The 20,362-nt window shown below is 61.4% G+C and carries 17 protein-coding genes; 8 read left to right on the top strand and 9 right to left on the bottom strand.

The features are described 5' to 3' along the window. Positions 1–17: 17 nt before the first annotated feature. A complete protein-coding gene (locus CV102_RS06970) occupies positions 18–359 on the top strand; it encodes a carboxymuconolactone decarboxylase family protein (RefSeq protein ID WP_148857178.1) in 342 nt (113 codons plus the stop codon). A gap of 672 nt (positions 360–1,031) precedes the next feature. Here CV102_RS06970 and CV102_RS06975 read toward each other — a convergent pair. The 3 genes from CV102_RS06975 to CV102_RS06985 all read right to left on the bottom strand — a co-directional run bounded on the left by CV102_RS06975 (position 1,032) and on the right by CV102_RS06985 (position 2,591). Then, positions 1,032–1,712: a phosphoglycolate phosphatase gene (locus tag CV102_RS06975; RefSeq protein ID WP_148857179.1), complete on the bottom strand. Its 681-nt coding sequence runs from the start codon at positions 1,710–1,712 to the stop codon at positions 1,032–1,034. 120 nt (positions 1,713–1,832) lie between these two features. Further along, positions 1,833–2,033, bottom strand: coding sequence for a hypothetical protein (locus tag CV102_RS06980; protein WP_148857180.1), 201 nt, complete (start codon positions 2,031–2,033; stop codon positions 1,833–1,835). A gap of 132 nt (positions 2,034–2,165) precedes the next feature. After that, positions 2,166–2,591: a hypothetical protein gene (locus CV102_RS06985; RefSeq protein ID WP_148857181.1), complete on the bottom strand. Its 426-nt coding sequence runs from the start codon at positions 2,589–2,591 to the stop codon at positions 2,166–2,168. Between the two features lie 183 nt (positions 2,592–2,774). On the opposite strand from CV102_RS06985, the gene CV102_RS06990 reads away from it, so the two are divergent. After that, entirely contained in the window at positions 2,775–3,338 is a 564-nt protein-coding gene (locus CV102_RS06990) for a universal stress protein (RefSeq protein WP_148857182.1), read from the top strand. Between the two features lie 194 nt (positions 3,339–3,532). On the opposite strand, the gene CV102_RS06995 is transcribed toward CV102_RS06990, so the two are convergent. Together CV102_RS06995 and glpK are read right to left on the bottom strand one after the other, a co-directional pair. Beyond that, entirely contained in the window at positions 3,533–4,495 is a 963-nt protein-coding gene (locus CV102_RS06995; protein ID WP_148857183.1) for a hypothetical protein, read from the bottom strand. Beyond that, a complete protein-coding gene (gene glpK / locus CV102_RS07000; RefSeq protein WP_148857184.1) occupies positions 4,496–6,040 on the bottom strand; it encodes a glycerol kinase GlpK in 1,545 nt (514 codons plus the stop codon). Positions 6,041–6,367: 327 nt separating this feature from the next. Here glpK and glpA point away from each other — a divergent pair, with 327 nt between their 5' ends. Genes glpA through CV102_RS07020 form a run of 4 tightly spaced genes read left to right on the top strand, consistent with a single transcriptional unit; the run spans position 6,368 to position 11,933 of the window. Next, entirely contained in the window at positions 6,368–8,041 is a 1,674-nt protein-coding gene (gene glpA / locus CV102_RS07005; protein WP_148857185.1) for an anaerobic glycerol-3-phosphate dehydrogenase subunit GlpA, read from the top strand. Between the two features lies 1 nt (position 8,042). Beyond that, on the top strand, positions 8,043–9,329 hold the full coding sequence (gene glpB, locus CV102_RS07010; RefSeq protein ID WP_148857186.1) for a glycerol-3-phosphate dehydrogenase subunit GlpB: 1,287 nt from the start codon (positions 8,043–8,045) through the stop codon (positions 9,327–9,329). A 58-nt stretch (positions 9,330–9,387) separates the two neighbouring features. Continuing rightward, complete coding sequence (locus tag CV102_RS07015) at positions 9,388–10,758, top strand: anaerobic glycerol-3-phosphate dehydrogenase subunit C (protein ID WP_148857187.1); 1,371 nt, start codon at positions 9,388–9,390, stop codon at positions 10,756–10,758. Beyond that, a complete protein-coding gene (locus CV102_RS07020) occupies positions 10,758–11,933 on the top strand; it encodes a Cdc6/Cdc18 family protein (protein ID WP_148857188.1) in 1,176 nt (391 codons plus the stop codon). The genes CV102_RS07015 and CV102_RS07020 overlap by 1 nt, the downstream gene beginning before the upstream one ends. Positions 11,934–12,158: 225 nt before the next feature. Here the strand turns inward: CV102_RS07020 and CV102_RS07025 are convergent, their stop codons facing one another. Continuing rightward, complete coding sequence (locus CV102_RS07025; protein ID WP_148857189.1) at positions 12,159–15,149, bottom strand: oligosaccharyl transferase, archaeosortase A system-associated; 2,991 nt, start codon at positions 15,147–15,149, stop codon at positions 12,159–12,161. A 179-nt stretch (positions 15,150–15,328) separates the two neighbouring features. Here CV102_RS07025 and aglG point away from each other — a divergent pair, with 179 nt between their 5' ends. Then, a complete protein-coding gene (gene aglG / locus CV102_RS07030; RefSeq protein ID WP_148857190.1) occupies positions 15,329–16,291 on the top strand; it encodes a glucosyl-dolichyl phosphate glucuronosyltransferase in 963 nt (320 codons plus the stop codon). Positions 16,292–16,441: 150 nt separating this feature from the next. On the opposite strand, the gene CV102_RS07035 is transcribed toward aglG, so the two are convergent. From CV102_RS07035 to CV102_RS07045, 3 genes are all read right to left on the bottom strand, one after another. Beyond that, positions 16,442–17,326, bottom strand: a complete 885-nt coding sequence (locus tag CV102_RS07035) for a glycosyltransferase (protein ID WP_148857538.1) — start codon at positions 17,324–17,326, stop codon at positions 16,442–16,444. Positions 17,327–17,328: 2 nt separating this feature from the next. Further along, positions 17,329–18,249, bottom strand: coding sequence for a glycosyltransferase (locus CV102_RS07040; RefSeq protein WP_148857191.1), 921 nt, complete (start codon positions 18,247–18,249; stop codon positions 17,329–17,331). Positions 18,250–18,389: 140 nt separating this feature from the next. After that, positions 18,390–19,172, bottom strand: coding sequence for a hypothetical protein (locus tag CV102_RS07045; protein ID WP_148857192.1), 783 nt, complete (start codon positions 19,170–19,172; stop codon positions 18,390–18,392). Between the two features lie 257 nt (positions 19,173–19,429). On the opposite strand from CV102_RS07045, the gene CV102_RS07050 reads away from it, so the two are divergent. Beyond that, positions 19,430–20,233, top strand: a complete 804-nt coding sequence (locus CV102_RS07050; RefSeq protein WP_187432883.1) for a hypothetical protein — start codon at positions 19,430–19,432, stop codon at positions 20,231–20,233. The last annotated feature ends 129 nt before the right edge of the window (positions 20,234–20,362 follow it).

Genomic DNA, 20,362 nt, shown 5'->3' on the forward strand with positions numbered 1-20,362 from the left:
GGCACGGACGTTTGCCTATGGCCGATCAGATAGACGATCCCGAGGAACTGCCGTCGACGGCGGGCGAGTTCGCAGAGGAGTATCCCGAGGTCTGGGAGCAGTACTCGGATCTCGGCGAGGCCTGTTCGGCGGCCGGCCCGATCGACGACGAGACGAAACGCCTCGTCAAACTCGCACTTTCGATCGGCGCCCAATCGGAGGGGGCGGTCCACTCGCACGTCCGGCGCGGCCTCGACGAGGACGTCGATCCCGAGGCGCTGAAACAGGTCGCGGTGCTCTCGATCCCGACGCTTGGCTTCCCCCAGGCGATGGCCGCGATCAGCTGGATCGAGGACCTGACCGACGAGGGCGAGACCTGAGACGGTCTGCTGTGACGATTTTCCGGCAAAACCGCAGACGGGTCGCGGTTTCGCCGGAACTGACTTGAGCAATCCGTACGAGGCGACCGAGCGCTCGGTTTTTGCGACCGTACTCGAGCGCCGACGAGCCGAATCCGACGTGGCCTTTCCGGGCGAACCCACCACCGGGATCGATTCGCGATCCGCGCACTCTCCACGTCGTGGTGGCGCGCGCTGTCGATCACGTTCGAGCGAAGCGAGGTGCGAGTTTCCGAGCACCTCGACGGCGAGAACTGATGGACGGCGCCGTGCGAGGGGCGAGTGAGGGAACGATGTGACCGAGCGAGTCGGTTGGGGAGGGCATGGCCATCCCTTGTTGCCGGCGTGAGTCGAGTGTTCGAGTGAAACGTCATGTTGTGTATCGGCTGCGAGTACGGCTGCACTCGTAGCGAGTGCGACTGAAGAACCGAGAGCTCTCCACGACTGGCAACAAGGAATTACTACGTCCTCCCCGGTCGATTCACTCGCTCGCGGGTCGTCCCTCCCGCTCGTGCGACTCGCGAAGATCTCGCACAGCATCGAACCGCGTCTCGCTAGTCGCTCGTCGCGATTCAGCGCACGCCACCGCAACGTGGTTTGATCGGTTCGGCGGTACGGGCTCCTTCTACATCGAACATGCGCCCCCTGCTCCCCTCATCGAGTCCCGCGAACGCGCTCGAGCACCGCCAGCGTCCCGTCGGCGTGGACCGCTTCGAGCACCTCGTCCGCGGCGTTTTTCGCAGAGCTGTCGGCGTTCGCGACGGCGAAGCTCCGCCCCGCGACTTCGAACGTCGAGACGTCGTTGACCGAGTCGCCGATGGCGACGGCGTCGGCGAGGTCGAAGCCGACGTGTTCCGCGATGGTCTCGACGCCGTCGCCCTTGTTCGGGGTCGCGTCCTTGACGTGGTAGGCGTAGCCGGTGTCGACGACCTCGAGGCCGTGCTCGGCGGCGATCTCGCGCAGCGGCTCGACCGGCTGCTCTAAGTTGATCGCGACCTCGGTCTCCCGCCAGCGGTTGACGGTATCCTCCTCGCCCCAGCCGGGCGAGTAGCCCGCAGCGCGGTACTCCTCGGTGACGGCCTGGGCGGCCTCGCGGTCGGCGGTGAAGAAGACGTCGTCGCCGGTGTAGACGACGCCACCGTTCTCGGCGACGACGAGTTCCGGCACGCCGACGAAGTGACAGAGGGCGATAGGGTAGGGGAAGGCCTTCCCCGTGGCGATCACGACGGGGGCGTCCCAGTCGCGGATCGGGTCGAAGACGCGCGGGTCGATACCCCACCCGTCGGGGCGGGTGAGCGTGCCGTCGATGTCGAGGACGAGCGGTGGGGCGGTCATAGCTGGCTGTTGGCGAGTGAGGATAAAGATGCTGTGACCGAGGGCGGCCGGATACCCGTCGAACGCAGTTGTCTCCCGGCTGGCGCTTCTCGGACAGTTCGTCTCGCCTACCCCCGACGCTCAGTAGTCCGGCCCGAATCGGTTGATCGTGACCGTGACGACGAGAAACGTGATCATCGTGAGTACGCCACCGACGACGGCCGCCACGACTCGAGCCCCCAGCGCACCGTCGGCGACGAGAAACAGGATGGGAATCATGATCGCCAGAACGATCAAAAGGTTTCGACCGTCACGTTTCGCGAACTCGACCTGGCTAAACATATGGTTCAAAGGCAATCGCTCCGGTAAATCAGTTGTGATCGGTCCAGTACACCGCAGAGACCGTAGCGACGACATCAGAGTCCGAACCGTGATGAGTTCGCACGTCCGACCGAACCGAAGCCAGCGAAACGGTCAGGCGCTGGGGAACGCCCTCGAGAACGCGACGTAGGAGACGGCCAGTCCGATCCCGCCCGCCACCAGCCCGGGTGTCGAATCCCCGCTAACGACTGTCACGACTGCCGCCACAACCGAACCGAGTATCAGGGCGCCGCCGGCTGCACCGTGGTGAAACTGCAGCGACCGCTGATCCGCGACGAGCGGCTCCCGCTCGTCGGCGGGACGGGAGAGGGTAACCCAATAGGGGATGACGAAGCGGACCCCGATACCCAGAGCGGCCGCGACGACGGCGCCGAACTCGACGCTGCTCGTAAGCACCACCGTCGCGAAGAAGAATCCGAAGGTGACGGCCATCGCGATCCACTTGCTCCACTGGTCCGCCCGCTGCATACGTTCGGAGAACTCCAGTTCAGACGGAGACTGGGGTTCGGATTCGGACATGTGCCAGAGAAGGTGAGTCCACCCACATAACTGTTCTCGACCGCGTTCGGCGTTCCACGCGATCGCTCGAGTTCCGCTTCGAGAGCCGATCTCCCGGTACCGCTGCTTGCAGTCCACCCCCCCCAAGCTCTAATGCGCTGGTGCTGGTAGAAATCACCCCAAGCGTTCGCTTAGGGACGAACTATGTACACCGATATCCTCTTTCCGACGGACGGGAGCAGTGGCGCTAGCGCGGCGATCGAGCACGCCCGGGATCTGGCGGAGCAGTACGATGCGACCGTTCACGTACTGCACGTCGTCAACTCGTCGTACATCGGCTACACGGGCGACGATGACTCCGAGAAGTCACCGTCCGGGATGCTCGGTGGACTCTCCGACGAGACGCAATCCGGAATGCTCGGCGGTGACTCCGACGAGACTCGATCCGGAATGCTCGGCGGCGATCACGAAGACCTCCGAGACGAAGTTCGAGAACGTGCGGTCGAGATCGTCGAGGAGGTGGAAAGACAGTTCGAAGGGGTCGAAACGGAAGGGATCGTTCACGTCGGAGAGCCCTATCAGGTTATCCTCGCGTACGCCGACCACGCGGATATCGATCTCGTCGTCATGGGGACCCACGGCAGACGGGGTGTCGACCGGTACCTGCTCGGGAGCGTTACGGAAAAGGTCGTTCGGGTGTCCGACGTCCCTGTCGTCACGGTTCGAAAAGAGGCGGAACCGCCGGAGACCGTCGACGAAGCGACCTAGCAACAGTTTCGACCGCTCACGTCGAACGAGGGGGTCGAGATACGGCGTCCGGGTCGTCAGTGGAACTCGCCGAGACGGTATTCCCGCCGCAGAAATTCGTCGACGGCACCGGTCGCGTCCGCGACCGGCAACCGATCGTCCTCGCGTCCACGCTCACCGAAACGGTGAGCCGCGGGTGCAAAGCGGTGTCGCTATCAGAAGCCGAACGTCGGCCAGATAGACGCGTCGAAGACACCGATCGCGACCAGCACGGTTGCGAGCAGTCCCGAGGCTGCGATACCGAACGCCGGCGGATCGACGTGTGTCTTGCCGTGTGCGTAGAAGACACGGTTACAGACCTCGCCCATGAGTGCCCCGAAGACACCGAAGGCGAGCGCGAACAGCATCACGACCGGCTCGCTCATCCCGGCCGAGAGCGCGCCGAACGCACCGACGGATCCGGGCAGCGTGATGTGGTGGGTCACCGGGAAGTTGTCGACGCCGCAGTTGAGCAGCACCAGACTGGCCGCACTGATACCGAACACCAGCACCGGGCTCTCCGTAACGAGGTAGACGAAGCCACCGATGAGACCGCCGATGATACCGATCGACGCGACGCCGCTCCACTTGTACTGCCACGGCAGCCAGATCCCGGGCGCCTTCTCCTCGTCGCGCTCGGCGGGACCCATGTCGAAGACGTTGTCTCCGTACACTTCACCGATGATGTCGTAACCGAAGACGACGCGGTGGACGAGCGCGGAGACGAACACGATCAGCGCGATGTTGTCGGTTCCGAATCCAACGTAGTTGAGCAGCTCGGTGGCTGCAAAACCGAAGACGCCGAAGATAGCACCGACGGCTAACACGTCGATACGGTGTGTCCCGAGGGCACTGGCGATATCCTTGCCGTCGTCCAGTTCTGGATAGCCCTGTTTTGCCGCGTACGCCGCTGCGGCTGCACCGCCGGCGAAGGCGATGTGTGGACCGAAGATCGGTCCGAAGCCGATGGCTCCGGTGATCTCGTCCCCGGCACCAGCGAACACCGCCGCTTCACCGGCAATGACCATGAAGCCGGTGAAGACGAAGGCGGGCAGGGCACCGATCGCCGCACCGAAGGCACCGCCTGCCAGGGCGGCCATCCAGAACACCGGATCGCCAAGTGCCGTCTCGAGTACCATCTATTCACTCCCTCCGTCGCGAGCCCAGTCGAGCGACCGTTCGACGGCGTCGCTCCAGCGGCTGTACTTCTTGTCCGCCTCGTCGCGGTCCATCTCCGGTTCGAACTCGCGGTCGATCTGCCAGTTGTCGCGCAGCCCCTCGATGTCCTCCCAGTAGCCGACTGCCAGGCCCGCCGCGTAGGCGGAGCCGAGTGCGGTCGTCTCGTCGACCTCCGGTCGGACGATTTCCGAGCCGATGATGTCGGACTGAAGCTGACAGAGGTAGTTGTTCTTGACCGCGCCGCCGTCGACCTTGAGATCCGCCATCTCGATGCCGGAGTCGGCCTCCATCGCCTCCGCGACGTCGCGGGTCTGGTAGGCGATCGACTCGAGCGTCGCGCGAACGACGTGCTCTCTGCGAGTGCCGCGGGTCATCCCGACGATGGTGCCACGGGCACGCTGGTCCCAGTGGGGTGCGCCGAGGCCGGTGAAGGCGGGAACGACGTAGACGCCGTCGGTCGAGTCGACGCTACGGGCGAGTTCGGCCGTCTGGGCCGGGTTGTCGATCAGCGACATGTCTTCGAGCCACTCGATCGCCGCCCCGGTGACGAAGATCGCGCCCTCGAGGGCGTACTGGACGGGTTGGCCCGAGCGCTGGAAGCCGATCGTCGTCAGCAGCCCGTGGTCGCTCTCGACGGCCTCGTCGCCGGTGTTCATCAGGAAGAACGAGCCCGTGCCGTAGGTGTTCTTGGCCTCACCGGCGTCGAAACAGGTCTGGCCGAACAGCGCCGCCTGCTGGTCGCCGAGCGCGCCGGCAACCGGAATCTCAGCCTCGAGGAAGCCTTCAGGGTCGGTCGAGCCGTAGGTTTCGTCGTCGCTCGAGGGGCGGACCTCGGGCAACATCGCTTCCGGAATGTCGAACTCCTCGAGGAGTTCGTCGTCCCACTCGAGGTCGTGGATGTTGTACAGCATCGTGCGCGAGGCGTTCGTAACCTCGGTGATGTGGTTGCCCGTGAGGTTGTAGATCAGCCAGGTGTCGATCGTCCCGAAGAGGACCTCGCCCTCCGCAGCTCGATCCTGGATGTCTGCGGGACGGGCCCGCTCCATCTTGATGGGATCGGCGTTGTCGAGCAGCCACTCCGCCTTCGTCGCCGAGAAGTAGGCGTCCGCCTCGAGCCCGGTCTTCGCACGGATGGTGTCGACCAGATCGTCCTCCTCGAGCTGTTCGACGCGATCGGTCGTCCGTCGGTCCTGCCAGACGATGGCGTTGTGGACCGGACGGCCGGATTCAGCGTCCCAGAGGAGCGTCGTTTCGCGCTGGTTCGTGACGCCGATGGCCTCGAGCTGGTCGGGGCTAATCCCCGCTTTCCCGAGTGCCGTCGTGATGACGCTTTTCGTGTTTTCCCAGATCTCCATCGGGTCGTGTTCGACCCAACCGGGTTCGGGATAGAACTGTTCGTGTTTTTCATAAGCGTTCGCGATGACCTGTCCCCCGTGGTCGAATACCATAAATCGGGTTCCGGTCGTTCCCTGATCGACTGCGCCGACGTACGTATCTCCTGTCATTGGTAGTCCCCAGACGTTCATGCGCCGCCTTTACTGACGATCGCATGCTATTGGTAAACATTTGCTACGATCATTATAAATGTTACCAAATTTGTAGCCCTATTGACAGTATTGCAGACGGCCAGTGAGTAGACTATCCGAGAAATATGCCCCGTATGCGGCCAAATATCTGTTCTGAGGAGGGTCGAACTCGGTTCTGGGGACGGTTGTACTCGGCTCTCCAATATTCGTTCACGTCGCACTAATCGGCATTCTATCCATTTGTTATGGGTGGTACGGTGGCGTCGATAAAATAAAGACGGGGGGGCGCTAGGTACGGATGAAGGGATGGCACATGATACGGAGGTCCTCGTACTCGGCGGTGGCTCGACCGGCTGTGGCATCGCCAGAGACCTGGCGATGCGCGGCCTCGAGGTCACCCTCGTCGAACGAGGCAATCTAACGGACGGGACGACGGGTCGGATGCACGGCCTCTTGCACAGCGGCGGGCGGTACGCCGTTTCCGATCAGGCCAGTGCGATCGAGTGTATCGAGGAAAACAAGATTCTCCGGGACATCGCCGGTCACTGCGTCGAGATGACTGGCGGGCTGTTCGTCCAGCGCCCCGAAGACCCCGACGAGTACTTCCAGGAGAAACTCGAGGGCTGTCGCGAGTGTAACATTCCCGCGCGGGTTCTCTCCGGCAGGGAAGCACGCACGGTCGAACCCTACCTCGCGAAGGACGTCAAACGCGCGATTCAGGTTCCCGACGGCGCGATCGACCCGTTCCGACTCTGCGTCGCGAACGCGATCGACGCCGAACGCCACGGCGCACGCATCGAGACCCACGCCGAGGTCGTCGACCTCCTGCGTAATGGCGACGACATTTACGGCGTGGAGGTGCGCCACGACTCCGGGCCCGGCAAGCGGACGCACAAGACGCCGGGGACGACCGAGGAGATCACCGCGGACTACGTAGTCAACGCGACGGGTGCGTGGGCCGGCCAGATCGGTGCGATGGCCGACCTCGATATCGAAGTCCGCCCCTCCAAGGGCGTGATGACAATTATGAACGTCCGACAGGTCGACACCGTCGTCAACCGATGTCGACCGAAGGGCGACGCCGACATCGTCGTCCCTCACGAGACGACCGCTATTCTCGGGACGACCGACGAGGAGGTCGAGGATCCGGACGACTACCCCGAAGAGGGGTGGGAGGTCGACATGATGATCGACACGCTCTCGGAACTCGTCCCGATCCTGGAGGAGGCCCGGACGATCCGCTCGTTCTGGGGCGTCCGGCCGCTGTACGAGCCACCGGGACGCGGCACGAAGGATCCGACGGACATCACGCGGGACTTCTTCCTGCTCGACCACGAGGACCGCGACGGCGTCGACGGCATGTCGAGCATCGTCGGCGGCAAGTTCACCACCTACCGGGCGATGGCCGAGCAGATCTCCGATCACGTCTGCGAACAGCTCGGTGTCAGCGCCTCCTGTACCACCGCGGAGGAATCGCTCCCGGGCAGCGAGAACCTCGAGGTGCTCGAGAAGGGGATGGACGACTTCGGACTGCGCTCGCCGGTCGCCCGCCGGAGCAAGCAGCGACTCGGCAGTCGCTCGCCCGAGGTGCTCGATACCGACGAGGCCAACCCCGTCATCTGTCAGTGCGAAGGTGTTACGCGGGCGGAGGTCTGCGACGCGATCTCCCAGTCGGGATCCGACCTGAACGCGGTTCGCATCCGAACGCGGGCTTCGATGGGCAACTGTCAGGGCGGGTTTTGCTGTCAGAATATGGCCAGCGAACTCCACCCCGAGTACGACGAGGAGACGACCCGGGAGGCGCTGGACGAACTGTTCCAGGAGCGCTGGAAGGGCGAGCGCCACGCCCTCTGGGGCGAACAGCTCTCCCAGGCGATGCTCAACTACGCGCTACACGCGACGACGATGAACCGCGACAACGACCCCGCGAGCGCCGCCGAGCCCGTCGAGTACGGCGCGTTCGACACGGGGGTGCAGTGAGATGGCGATCGAGGACGACGTCCTCGTCATCGGCGGCGGGCTAGCCGGTGCGACCGCCGCACTCACCGCAGCGGAGGAAGGCGTTCAGGTCCGACTGGTCACGCACAAACAGAGCACCCTCCGGCACGCGAGCGGTCTGATCGACGTTCTCGGCTACACGCCCGCGGGAGAGGGGCCGATCGTCGATCCGTTCGAAGCGCTCGCGGACCTCCCCGAGGGCCATCCCTACGAGCGCGTCGGCACCGAGGCGGTACGCGAGGCGCTCTCGTTCTTCGACGAGATCGCCGGCGACGCCTATTCGGGCGGGCACACGGCGTCGAACGCGCTCGTCCCGACCCACGGCGGCACCGTCAAGCCGACCGCGCGCTACCCCGTCTCGACGGCGGCCGGCCTGGCGAGCGTTCCGGAGGACACGCTGCTCGTCGGATTCGAGACGCTGACCGACTTCGACGCGCCGCTGGCGGCGTCTCACCTCGAGGCAGCCGGCGCGCCCTTTTCGGCCCGTGGTGTCACCCTCACGTTCCCCGGAATCGTTCGCGACGACGCGAAGATCAACCGCTACGCCCACCTGCTCGACCACGAGGAGACCGTCCAGACGGGTGCAGGCGAGACGTCCGCGCGCGAGGCGCTCGCGGCGACCGTCGACGCCCACCTCAAGGACGAGTCCCGGGTCGGGTTCCCCGCGATCCTGGGCGACGACCACGCGGCGGACGTTCGAGCCGACCTCGAGGACGCACTGGGGGTCGACGTCTTCGAGGTCCCGATGGGGCCGCCGAGTCTGCCCGGAATGCGCCTCGAAGACATGCTGTACGACGCGCTCGGTGACGCAGGCGTGCGAGTCACGTCAGGGGTTCCCGTGATCGACTACGAGACCGACGGGAACGGCGCGATCGAGCACGTCGTCGTCGACCGTCACGGCCAGGAAGTTCCGTACCGGGCCGAACAGTACGTGCTGGCGACCGGGGGCCTCGTCGGAAAGGGTGTCCGGAGCGAGCGCGAGCGGGTGTTCGAACCGATCTTCGACTGTCACATCCCCCACGCCGCGGAGCGCTACGACTGGTTCGTCGAGGACGTCTTCGGCGAGCAGCCCTACGCCCGGTTCGGCCTCGTTCCCGACCGCGAACTGCGGCCGCTCGGCGAAGACGACGACCCCGAGTTCTCGAACCTGCGCGCCGTGGGCGGGGTTCTCGGCGGCTACGACTACGCGGCGGAGAAATCCGGCGCCGGCGTCTCGCTCGCGACGGGATACGTCGCGGGCGAGCGGGCCGGCACGGAGGCGAGCAGATGACCGCAACCCTACCAGTGATTGTACTTGACTCGAGCGAGCGAGCGACCACGGTGATTCGATGAGCGACGCAGAACAACCAACCGACGACCACGTTCCAGGAGACGACGAGTTCGAACCGATCCAGGTGTTCCCCGAGGCCGAGGAGATGGACCTCCGACCGGGTGCCGACAACTGTTACAAGTGCTCGACCTGCGACACGAACTGTCCGGTCGCCGAGGTCGACGACGAGTTCCCCGGCCCGAAGTTCCAGGGGCCCGAGCAGTGGCGGCTCAAGCGCCAGGACGACCACGACATCGACGACTCCGTGATGAAGTGTTCGAACTGCATGCGCTGTGACAGCGCCTGCCCGTCCGAGGTTCCACTCTCGCAGATGCACAACACGGCGCGAGCCGAGTACGTCGAGGAGAACATGAGCAAGTTCTCCCGCGAGTACTGGCGCAACCGGATGCTCTCGAACTACCGCCAGCTCGCTCCGCTGGCCGCGACCTTCCCCCGAACGGCGAACTTCGTGATGGGACTCTCCGTCACGAAGTGGATGGGCGAGAAGGTCCTCGGCATCGCGGGCGACCGGGACTTCCCCGAGTTCGCGAAGACGACCTTCCGCGAGTGGTGGGCAAAGCGAGGTGGCAACGCCACCTCGAGGGAGCGAGCGCAGGAAGCGCGAGCGGAGCGCGGCGCCGAGGTCCAGAACGAGGACAAGCGCATCGCCTACTTCCACGGCTGCTACTCGAACTACAACACGACGGAGGTCGGGAAGGCGCTCGTGCGCGTCTTCGAACACTTCGGCTACGAGGTCATGATCCCCGAACAGGCCTGTTCCGGGACGCCGATGTTCGCCAACGGAATGCTCGACGACGCTCGGCGGGCCGCCGAGACGAACGTTCGGGAACTCTCCGCGGCGATCGAAGACGGCGCCGACATCATCGCCTCCTGTACCTCCTGTTCGATGTCGCTCCGCCAGGAGTATCCGGAGCTGTTCGACTTCGACGGGACCGAAGACGTCGCCGAGAACACCTGGGAGGCCGTCGAGTACCTTCGAGTCCACGAGGACCTCGAGGGCGAACTCGAGGGGACCCAGGTCGACGACACCAACTTCGCCTACCACGCCCCGTGTCACTCGCGAAACCAGGGGCTCGACGGACAGACGATGGAAGTGATGAGCGCGATCGACGGCGTCGAGGCCGAGGACGTCGGCGACTCCTGTTCCGGAATCTCCGGAACCTACGGCTGGAAGGAAGAGAACTACGAAACCTCCATGAAGATCGGTGAGGAAATGTTCGACCACATGGAGGACGCGGAAGCGACGACCGGACTGACGGAGTGTCCGACCTGCTCGATGCAGATGGAACACGGAACCGGCTACGAGATCCAGCACACCCTGCAGGTTCTCGAGGCCGCACTCGTCGGAACGGAGTTGGAGGAGGCGTAATGGACCTTCAGGAACGCATCGCTCGACGACGGTCCGCCCGGCGCGACAGCGGGATCGTCGTCAACCGTGAACACCTCAGCCCGGTGGTTCACCGATCGGAACCGGTGGGTCGAGGCCCCGTTCTCGAGCAGTTGCTCGACGCACTCGAGGCGGTGTTCGACAGCACGCTTCCACAGCCCGTCGCGGTCGTCGGTCCCGCGGGTGCCGGCACTTCCGCGATCGTCACGGCGCTGTTCGCGGCGCTGAACGAGCGGCTCGGTAAAAGTACCCGCACGATGGGGACGACGACGCGGGCCGGCAGCACCGGCCCGGTGACGTGGTTCGTCTACGTCGACGCGCGCCGCGTCGAGAGCGCCTTCGCGTTCTACCGGACCGTCCTCTCGCGGATCTCCGCCGAGTCGGTCCCCGAGAGCGGCGTGGGGACCGACGATCTCCGCGAGCGACTCTGCTCGCGACTCGAGCGACCGGACCGACGTGCGGTCATCGCGGTCGATCACTACGACGAACCCGAGACGCTCTCCTACGAGCGCGTTCGCGAACTCGTCGAACCGACGGCCGAAAACATCTCGACGGTCGCCGTCGGACAGACCGAACCCGACGGCTGGGACGGGCCGGTAGTGACCGTCCCGGCCTACCGACACCACGAACTCGTCGACGTCGTCACCGATCGAACGTCGAGCGGGCTCTCTCCGGGTGCCCTCGACCACGAGGCCGTCCGTGAGGTCGCGATCTGGGCCGACGGGAACGCACACGACGCCCTCGCCGCACTGTTCGGCGCGGCGGTGCTCGCCAGCGAAGACGGCGCGGAGCGAATCGAACAGTCACACCTCGAGGCCGCGACTGCGGACGTTCCCGAGAACGGCGTCCACGTCGATCGAGTGCTCGCACTCTCCGACACGCGTCAGCAGGTCCTCCGCCACCTCATCGCGGTCGATTCCGCCGACCGCCCGATTCGCGACGTCGCGGCGGAGATCGCCGACCGGTCGTCGCTGACCGCCGGCACGGTCAAACGCTTTCTGTACGAACTCGCGGATCGGGGCGTCATCGAACGCGTCCCGCTATCTGCCAACGGGAGCGGCCGCCGCCCCAGCACGGTCGTCGCCCGGTTCCCGACGATCGCGTTTCGGGCACTCGGCCCGCCCGAGAGCGTCCCCGCGACGGACGATTCGTCGTAAGCAGCAGGCGAGACGGCGTTATTTTGAACGAAGCGGATCGCTCGAGAGTGAAGACGCGAGTAGCTCGGCCGGGAAGCCTCGAGTACGGTACAGAATTTTAAACCGGAACTAGCGTCTCAGAGTATCGGACGATCAGTGACGGACGATCGAAGAAACGCAGCGGCGAGATCTATTTCAGTTCGGTGTTACGGATTCAGTGCGCCTCGAGAGCCGCGGACTCGACGATTATCCCACCGTCTGGGCGACCGGTGCGATCGAATCCGTCGTGTCGTCGCCTGCGTTCTCGTCGTCGGTCGTCTCGTCGGTGCCCTCACCGTCGTCTTCGTCGGTTCCGTCGGCGTCTTCACCGTCGTCAGCGTCTTCGTCGGCACCGTCGTCAGCATCGGCGTCTTCGTCGGCACCGTTCTCGTCTTCGTCAGCGGCGTCCTCGTCCACCGGTTCCTCGTCGTCGGTCTCCTCGAAGTCGCCGATCTCGACGGCGTCGCCCTCGACGACGGCGGTTTCGGAGACTTCGGTCTCGGTCTCGAACGCGGTCTCGTCGCCGACGACGGTCACGGTGTAGTCGCTGACGGCTTCGACGCTGCTGTTCGTGTAGCCGTCCTCGACGCCGAGTTCGTCGTCGGTCGCGTACGGGACGGTCAGTTCGAACGAGCCGTCCTCGTCGACTTCGGCCTCCTGGGTGTAGACGAACGCGCCGCGTTCGGTGCCGGGGTCGAGTTCGACGTCGACGACCACTGTCGCATCGTCACCGGCTGCCTCGTCGACGGTGCCGGTGATCGTCGCGCCCTCGACGCGTTCGTAGGTCTTGACGGCGGGACCCTGGCGCTCGTCGAAGACTTCGACGTCGACGTTCGGGTTCTGCTCGAGTTGGGCGATTTGCATCTGCGTTCGCTGGTCGACCATCTGGTTGATCGCAACCTGTGGCTCTCCGTTCTCGCCGTGGAGTACCTGATCGGTCTCCGGATCGACGAGGGCGTAGCTGATAAACGGCGTCGAGCGATCGTCGTTCTCGTGGACGAGCCGGTAGTGCTCCATTCCGTTCGCGTCGTCGAAGTAGAGCTGTGAGAGCGTCGTGTTGTCGTACGGCACGTCGCCGAAGCGCTCGTCGACCTCGTCGCGATCGATCTGCTCGTTCGCCTGGTAGTCCTCCGGCGTGACGTAGTGACCGTAGTCTGGACCGGACCAGGCCGTAATCGCGCTGAACTTCCCACCGGCCATCTGGTCGTCGATCATCACGTAGCGCATCTGCTCGTGGGCGTCCTCGTCGGCCATCGCTTCGAGTTCCTCGCTCGAGCGCACGTCGTTATCGTCGTCGAGCGGGTCCTCGTCGGCGGCGATCGCCTCGAGGATCAGTTCCGACTGCTGCTCGGACTCGGCCGTGAAGAACGCCGAGGAGGTGCGCGCGTTCTGCTGGAACGGGTTCGAGTGCGGGATGCGTTCGCCCTGGGTCGTGATCAGGTGGCCGTAGTCCCACCAGGAGATCACCCCGTAGGCTCCCTCGGGGTAGTCGTAGTCTCCGCCCTCGGGGTAGTCGTAGGTGCCGTAGTACTCGAGTTCGCTGGCGTTGTCAGCGCCGCCGTAGGCGCCGGGGTCGGGGGTGTTAGACTCGAGCCAGTGGGTCGACTCCTCCCAGACCATGGCGTCGGGGTGTGGGGATGCTGCTTCGCCGCGATCGATTGCGTTTCCATCGGCGTTGACGACCGGAAGGAGCGGAGCGAACAGGAGCAAGACGACCACGAGAACGACGATGATCTGGTAGGTCTCGATCTCCCGGAGCGACTGGGCGCTGCGCTGCAGGTCGAGATCGAACAATCGGACGACGTCCGCGACGAAGACGGCGTTGACGACGGCGACCGCGAGCACGAGATAGTACGCAAAGCGGATCTGCGTCGCGGCCATGCTGATCAGGAACAGCGACCAGACGAGGATCAGCGTGTACTCCGCGCGGTACTCCCGACCGAAGAACGGACGAACGGCGAGGAACACGAGGCCGGCCAGCATGGTGTAGAAGGCCGTGCCGAACTCACTGAAGACGTGTGCGGTGAAATTCGCGGGCTGTTGGGCTTCCTGGATCGTCGTTCGGTGATCCGCGGGATCCAGCGGCATGATTCGGCCCGTCGCTTCGCTCATTAGTCTGCCGAACAGGTCCGGAAGCACGACCGCCAGAACACCGAGTGCGACGACGATCATTCCTACGACCGCGACGGGATAGTACCGCCGGTCGATTCCTCGATTATCCCACTCTCGTGCGAGCCACGCCATCGAAACGAAGCCGCCAACGCCGAGTATGGCGAGTGCCGGCTGCATGTATCCGAAGCTCGTGACGCTGAAGCCGGGTTCCTCGATCAGGAGAATCGTGACCAGCGCCGTAATCCCGAAGCTCGTCGCCCCGACGAACGCCAGGTGGTCCGGCGAAACGCCGCGAAGATAATCGATACAGAGTGCGGTGATGAAGAACACGCCGAAGATACCGATTAGGACGACCGCAGGCGGCCAGACCCAGACGTACAGCGCCAGTGCGAAACCGGCGAGTGCGCTGTATAGCGCGGGTTCGCGAAGCGTCTGCCAGTCCTTGTCGACGACGAGTTCGTAGATCGGTTTCTCGCGTTCGGCGGTCCGAATGGCGACCATCATCGCGAGGACGGCGATCGCCATGAACAGGACCTCGGCGACGTGGTGCTGGAGCTGTCCCGCAGTCGAACGCGCGAGGAACTGACCGGGTGCGAGCGCGAGAAGAACTACTGCAACGAGTCCGCCGATCGTACCGCCGAGTCGGCGACCCATGAAGAATACCGGGATCGCGACGAGCGCTGCCATCGCCGGAACGGCGAGCAGCGAGACCAGATACAGCGTACTCGTCGAGGGATCGCCGAGGCCGACGACCATCGCGACCGTGACGATAATCTGGTCGAATAAGGTTCCGAACTGACCGACGTAGTTCCCGGTCGGGAAGCCGGTCCAGATCTCGTACGGCATCGTGTACGGATAGTTCTCCGCGGTCCACTGGATCGTCCGCCAGTGATACCACGAGTCGACGCCCGCGAGGGCAGCTGTTCCGTCTTCAGTTACGAACGCGCCGTACGACTGGGCTCGTACCCAGAACATAAACAGCATCACAGCCCCGATTACGGGAATGTGATACCAGTCTTCCCACGTCTCGAGGACGGATGAGGACATATCAGTTCCCTCCTCGGCGTGTTCAGTGTCGGTACTCATTAGGTTTCACCAGAGGTATGTAAAGAATAAGCTTTGTCATATACTCTCGATTTGTTTACAGTCAGGTTTCGGAACACGTATCTGCGTCGGGTCGGCTCGCCGCCAGTCGTTCTATCAGTACCCGGACGTGATCGGGTGAACGAAAAGGCTTATTCCGCGTTCGACAAAACCGATCCCCGATGAAGGTTTCCGTCGTCATCTGTACGTACGCGATGGAACGCTACGACGTCTTCTCGGAGTGCGTCGATAGCGTTCTCGCACAGACTTACGATCCACTCGAGGTCGTCATCGTCGTCGACGGGAACGAGGACGTGTTCGATCGCGTCTGTGAGGATTACGGCGGACTCGAGGATGTCGTCCTCCACTGTAACGACGAGAATCAGGGGATCTCCTACAGCCGGACGAGGGGTGCCGAACTCGCGACGGGCGACGTAGTCGCGTTTATCGACGACGACGCGGTCGCCGAACCGGATTGGGTCGAGGAGTTGGCTCGAGTGTACGACGAGACCGACGCGATCGCCGTCGGCGGCCACGCGAAACCCGACTGGGTCACCGAGAAACCCGATTTTTTCCCCGAGGAGTTCTACTGGCTCGTCGGCTGTGACGAGCGGGGAATGGGCGAGCACATGGAAGAACTGCGGAACACGTACGGCTCGAACATCTCCTTTCGCCGAAACGTGTTTCTGAACGTCGGCGGCTACGACGAGAACACCGGCCGAAAAGGTGATCGACACATCCAGGCCCACGAGGCGCCGGTCTGCATCCGAATGGCCAACAAGTACGGGAAGGGCGTGATCTACAACACCGACGCGGTGGTCAATCACAAACTGTTCGATTATCGGGGCGACTTCCGGTGGCTGGTGTTTCGATCGTTCTGGCAGGGCTACTCGAAGCGGATCATGGACCTGCTGTTGCCCGAGGCCGCCGGGGACAAGAACGAGTATCTGAAGCAGTTGCTGCTCGAGTTCGTTCCCTCGAGAGTGCGGGAACTCGTTCGGGAGCCCTCGAGTACGAAGGCGAAACAGCTCGTGACGATCTTCGTCTTCACGGCGGCGGTCGGCTTCGGCTACCTCTACGGACTCGTGCAGTCCGACGACGCGCTCGTGCGGGAGGGCACAGAGAACGAGTTGACGACTGCGTGAGGATTGCAAACTCGAGACCGGCGTGATCTCGCTCAGTTCGTGAGGGAGTTGGCTCAGTTGCTCTTGATCGCGAGGTTCGTCGTCCTCCTCAGGTCTGATGACGATTGACGACGATACGAGTGCTCGTCTGCGGACGCGGCCTCGTGAGTATTATTTCTCGAGTGTGGGAACGCTGTCTCCCAGGTCGTCGCGACGCTCGCCGGTGAGATACTCGTGATAGTAGCCGATTCCGCGGACGCCGGTGAAAAATCTCGAGAGGGCCCCGAAGGCGAGTCGATCACGCGTCTCGAGTTCGGGATCGGGGCGTTTGACGCCCGACGGCCGGGGTGGGATCCCTGGGGTCCCGAAGCGTTCGGGATGATATCGCTGGAGTTGGCAGAGCCCGCGACCGACCCGGCGGTCTTTTCTGATGAGTGCCTGCAGCGAATCCCGGACGGGATGGTACATCGTCACGTCTTCGGCGAAGTGCATGTCGTAGCCCGCCTCGTAGACCCGGGTGCCGAACTCCTTGTCGCCGCCCGAGGTGAGTCGGTGATCGAAGAGGCCGACGTCCTCGAAAACCTCGCGGCGGACGAAGAGACAGCAGGTCGGGGCGAACTGTTGGTGCTCGATGTACTGCTGTACGGGGAATCCAGTGTGGTGGTCGTAGCGAGCCGCGAGAGTGGGGTCGTCGGGAAGAGTGAGTTCGACGTTACAGCCCATGTAGTCGGCTTCTTGGGTTTGGAAGGTTTGGAGGGCTGACTCGAGCCAGTCCTCGGGGACGGTCATGTCGGCGTCGACGAAGGCGAGGATTTCGCTGTCGGTGTTCCGGATGCCGGTGTTGCGGGCGGCGTAAGAGGACTGGATCTCGGTTTCGTGGCAGAGTACAATCCGATCGTCGGCATACGACCGGGTGATTTCAGGAGTCTGGTCAGTAGAATTGTTGTCGACAACGTAGATTTTGTGTTCGTGATCGGGTGGTTGAGAGCGTAGCGAGTCAACCGTGGTTGCAATGCCGTCGGGATCGTTATAGACGGGAACGATGATTGAGAGCATGGTCATTGTTCCTCTCGTTCCGAGCGGTGCAACGAGATCGATTCTCTGAGTGTACCATAGGTTTGCGTGAGTTTTAAAATATATTCGAGGAGATAGAAACCGATAAGCGATAATAGCGACATATCACGACCGGAGAATCGGCGGGAAAGCCGAAACGGGCTTGGTGGGAGGTAGTTGATCGGGTGTATCGGATGGAAGTATCCACCGAGTTCAGGATGATACCGTCGCATCTGTGCCCGTCCTCTGCCGATCCGAAGCGCCTTCGACTGGAGTGCATCCCACGAATCCCGTGCAGGATGATATGTAGCCACATCATCTGCGTAACACTGAGTGAACCCAGCACGGTGAACGCGTTGTCCGAATTCCTTGTCACCACCCGATACCAGTCGTTCGTCGAACGGTCCTGCCGAGGTTATAACATCCGCTCGAATAACGAGAGCACAGGTCGGTGCGAAGTTCTTGTCCTCGAGATACGTTTTAATAGGAAAAGAAAACGTTTGTTCATATCGTTCCCAAACCGTTGGTGACTCCTCGTCAGTTATGACGTTGACTTGATATCCCATGTAATCACATGACCGCGTTTCGAAGGCGTTGATGGCGTCTTCAAGCCACGTTCGGTCAACACTCATATCCGAATCGAGGAACGCGAATACCGATCCCGTTGCTGCTTTTATTCCTCTATTACGTGCGGCGTAGGAACTCTGAACATCTGTTTCCTCCAGGGGATGGATCAGTTCTGAATGACGCGTAGCGAATTGATCGATAACGGTCTTAGTGTTATCCGTAGATGCATTGTCGACCGGTAGGACTTCGTACTCGTCGTACGTCTGGTTGACGACGGCCGCTAACGTCGTCTCGATCCCATCAGGATCGTTGTATACTGGGATGATAACTGAAACAAACGGTTCATCATTCTCGGCCATGCGCAATTACTATATTTAGCCTCGGCATTTCTCATAGTCGTTGTGAATGACAAAACAGATAGGCATTGAACGTAATATAATCAGGTTGAGCGATAGACTCTGACAAAGGGATTATTCTGTTTCCGAATAGTCGATCTCTTTTATTCGGTTCCATTCCATTGAGGTAAATCTGGGTGTCCGTTTGCAGTTGGATTTTCTGCCAAAACTTCATCTCGGTGTTCCATCCAGTCAGAGTGACGAACGAGAATTACGATGGGCACAGAATCGAGATCCAGTATCTTAGCGATCGATAGTCGATGTTTTCCATCGACGAAGAGCAGTTCACCGTCACGTCCAATATCAACCGCAATTTCGTTCGCAGCGTCTAAATACAATCCCTCATTCGGCCGGTCGTCTTCTTCGAGCAACTCGAGTTGAGTTTTGAATCCGTTTTCTGCAATAGATCGATAGAGTTCTTCGATTTCTTTGACTCGGATTCGCAGTTTCTGGTCAGAGTCTCTTGATGAATTCTGGCGTTTTTGCCAGAACTCAGTCGCTTCCCATGCTACACCCTCGACAAAATGTCGCTTTATAGCTCTATAGTGCGAATACTCGTCGAAACGTTTCGTAGGTCTATCCCAATCTCCGTCTGTAACTTTTCCAAATAGTTTCCGACGACCCTTCCATGGTGGATGTTCCCGGTTGGTTCGATATTTGATCCTATCAGGGTCTACCCATACAACTTTGAATCGATCAGGAGGGAAATCGTATTGAAAAACATCAGATGAGGCTCGCCATCGATAGTACTTGGGAGCTACCGTTTCGTAGAGCTGTTGTTGCCGACTGATTGTCTGGATAAACATAAGTTCTAATCCAGATATGATCATCTCCTGAATTCTATATCGAGAAATGTATGTACTGATCTTATTAGCGGAGGTCTTCATTGAGTCCGAATTCCCATCAGATCACCAAATATTTGTCGCACATCGAGTATTAAACAGATCTAGTGCCTATGATGGCTTGTCCACAGCTCTATTGTACTGTTGCCAGCGTAGATCTGTCGCGTTGATTTTAGCGATAATTCCCTAATTAGGTTTACGAGAAGAGTTCTAAACCAACTCTACGACCAGTTCACTTTCAACCTAGCCTAACTATACACTGCACTACTATACCTCTGGAATTAGATTGATTACTACTAAATATGGAAGCGGATCGTCTACTATTGACCGGACTTGAATACATTGGGTGGCGGACTGGCATAAGACGTCGTATCCGAAACAGCAACCAATATCTCCAATCATTGGTGTTCGGTCCGTACCAGACCGGCGTCTCGGCGTTAGTGTCTGCTCTCCGAACGGTTACACCTGAAAAATACACTGATGCAGATCCATTCAAAATACTCACTGTAGATCCCACCAATATCGTCTTTGAGACAGAGGATCATTTCCGACACCGTGGGTGGGTCGTTGACGGGGACTGGGACTTACAACGACGCCAGATCGATAGTATACCGCTGTATCAATATCTTAAAAAACGATTTGTCAACGGTGAATCGTGGGACAGTTCGGGTTACATCAATTACGCCCGCTCACAAATCGAGGGAAATTCTAATTCATGGGGGCTGACATCCCGCGATCAAATCGAAGATCGGTGTAAATACCTCGACCGGCTATGGGAATCGATTCGCGAGAAAGGGTACAAATCACAGGCCGAGTTGCTTGAATCCCGCTCGAGGGACACCTATCGAAGAAACGTCGACGAGATACACCCGCGTCTGAACGAAATTGGTATTGATATCGGTCGTGGCGGAGAGCTACTGTGGAACCGCGTTGGTCACCACAGGCTGATTATGGCGAAGCTTCTTGATGTTGAGTCGGTCCCGGTCCTCGTCTACCGACGTCACTCAGATTGGCAAGTTACACGAGACGCGATTTCAAGGAGAGAAACGGTATCTGACGTCGATGAGTCACATCCAGACTTAGCAGATGTTTCTCGAAGCGAATAAGCAGTCGTTCGCGAACACCGTTCGTTGAGTGTCGGGTTTGGTGCGGCCATTATCGATAGTAATGTATTCGAGAGTCGAAGCAGATGTTTTTAATCATTCTGAGGTGTTTGAATTGTCAGTACAATCTTT

It is taken from the genome of Natronococcus pandeyae (assembly GCF_008122205.1).
GTDB lineage: Archaea > Halobacteriota > Halobacteria > Halobacteriales > Natrialbaceae > Natronococcus > Natronococcus pandeyae.

Bases quoted from the DNA above. Each gene is read 5' to 3' on its own strand.
- CV102_RS06970 (WP_148857178.1), top strand. From the start codon at position 18: ATGGCCGATCAGATAGACGATCCCGAGGAACTGCCGTCGACGGCGGGC.
- CV102_RS06975 (WP_148857179.1), bottom strand. From the start codon at position 1,712: ATGACCGCCCCACCGCTCGTCCTCGACATCGACGGCACGCTCACCCGC.
- CV102_RS06980 (WP_148857180.1), bottom strand. From the start codon at position 2,033: ATGTTTAGCCAGGTCGAGTTCGCGAAACGTGACGGTCGAAACCTTTTG.
- CV102_RS06985 (WP_148857181.1), bottom strand. From the start codon at position 2,591: ATGTCCGAATCCGAACCCCAGTCTCCGTCTGAACTGGAGTTCTCCGAA.
- CV102_RS06990 (WP_148857182.1), top strand. From the start codon at position 2,775: ATGTACACCGATATCCTCTTTCCGACGGACGGGAGCAGTGGCGCTAGC.
- CV102_RS06995 (WP_148857183.1), bottom strand. From the start codon at position 4,495: ATGGTACTCGAGACGGCACTTGGCGATCCGGTGTTCTGGATGGCCGCC.
- glpK (WP_148857184.1), bottom strand. From the start codon at position 6,040: ATGACAGGAGATACGTACGTCGGCGCAGTCGATCAGGGAACGACCGGA.
- glpA (WP_148857185.1), top strand. From the start codon at position 6,368: ATGGCACATGATACGGAGGTCCTCGTACTCGGCGGTGGCTCGACCGGC.
- glpB (WP_148857186.1), top strand. From the start codon at position 8,043: ATGGCGATCGAGGACGACGTCCTCGTCATCGGCGGCGGGCTAGCCGGT.
- CV102_RS07015 (WP_148857187.1), top strand. From the start codon at position 9,388: ATGAGCGACGCAGAACAACCAACCGACGACCACGTTCCAGGAGACGAC.
- CV102_RS07020 (WP_148857188.1), top strand. From the start codon at position 10,758: ATGGACCTTCAGGAACGCATCGCTCGACGACGGTCCGCCCGGCGCGAC.
- CV102_RS07025 (WP_148857189.1), bottom strand. From the start codon at position 15,149: ATGAGTACCGACACTGAACACGCCGAGGAGGGAACTGATATGTCCTCA.
- aglG (WP_148857190.1), top strand. From the start codon at position 15,329: ATGAAGGTTTCCGTCGTCATCTGTACGTACGCGATGGAACGCTACGAC.
- CV102_RS07035 (WP_148857538.1), bottom strand. From the start codon at position 17,326: ATGCTCTCAATCATCGTTCCCGTCTATAACGATCCCGACGGCATTGCA.
- CV102_RS07040 (WP_148857191.1), bottom strand. From the start codon at position 18,249: ATGGCCGAGAATGATGAACCGTTTGTTTCAGTTATCATCCCAGTATAC.
- CV102_RS07045 (WP_148857192.1), bottom strand. From the start codon at position 19,172: ATGAAGACCTCCGCTAATAAGATCAGTACATACATTTCTCGATATAGA.
- CV102_RS07050 (WP_187432883.1), top strand. From the start codon at position 19,430: ATGGAAGCGGATCGTCTACTATTGACCGGACTTGAATACATTGGGTGG.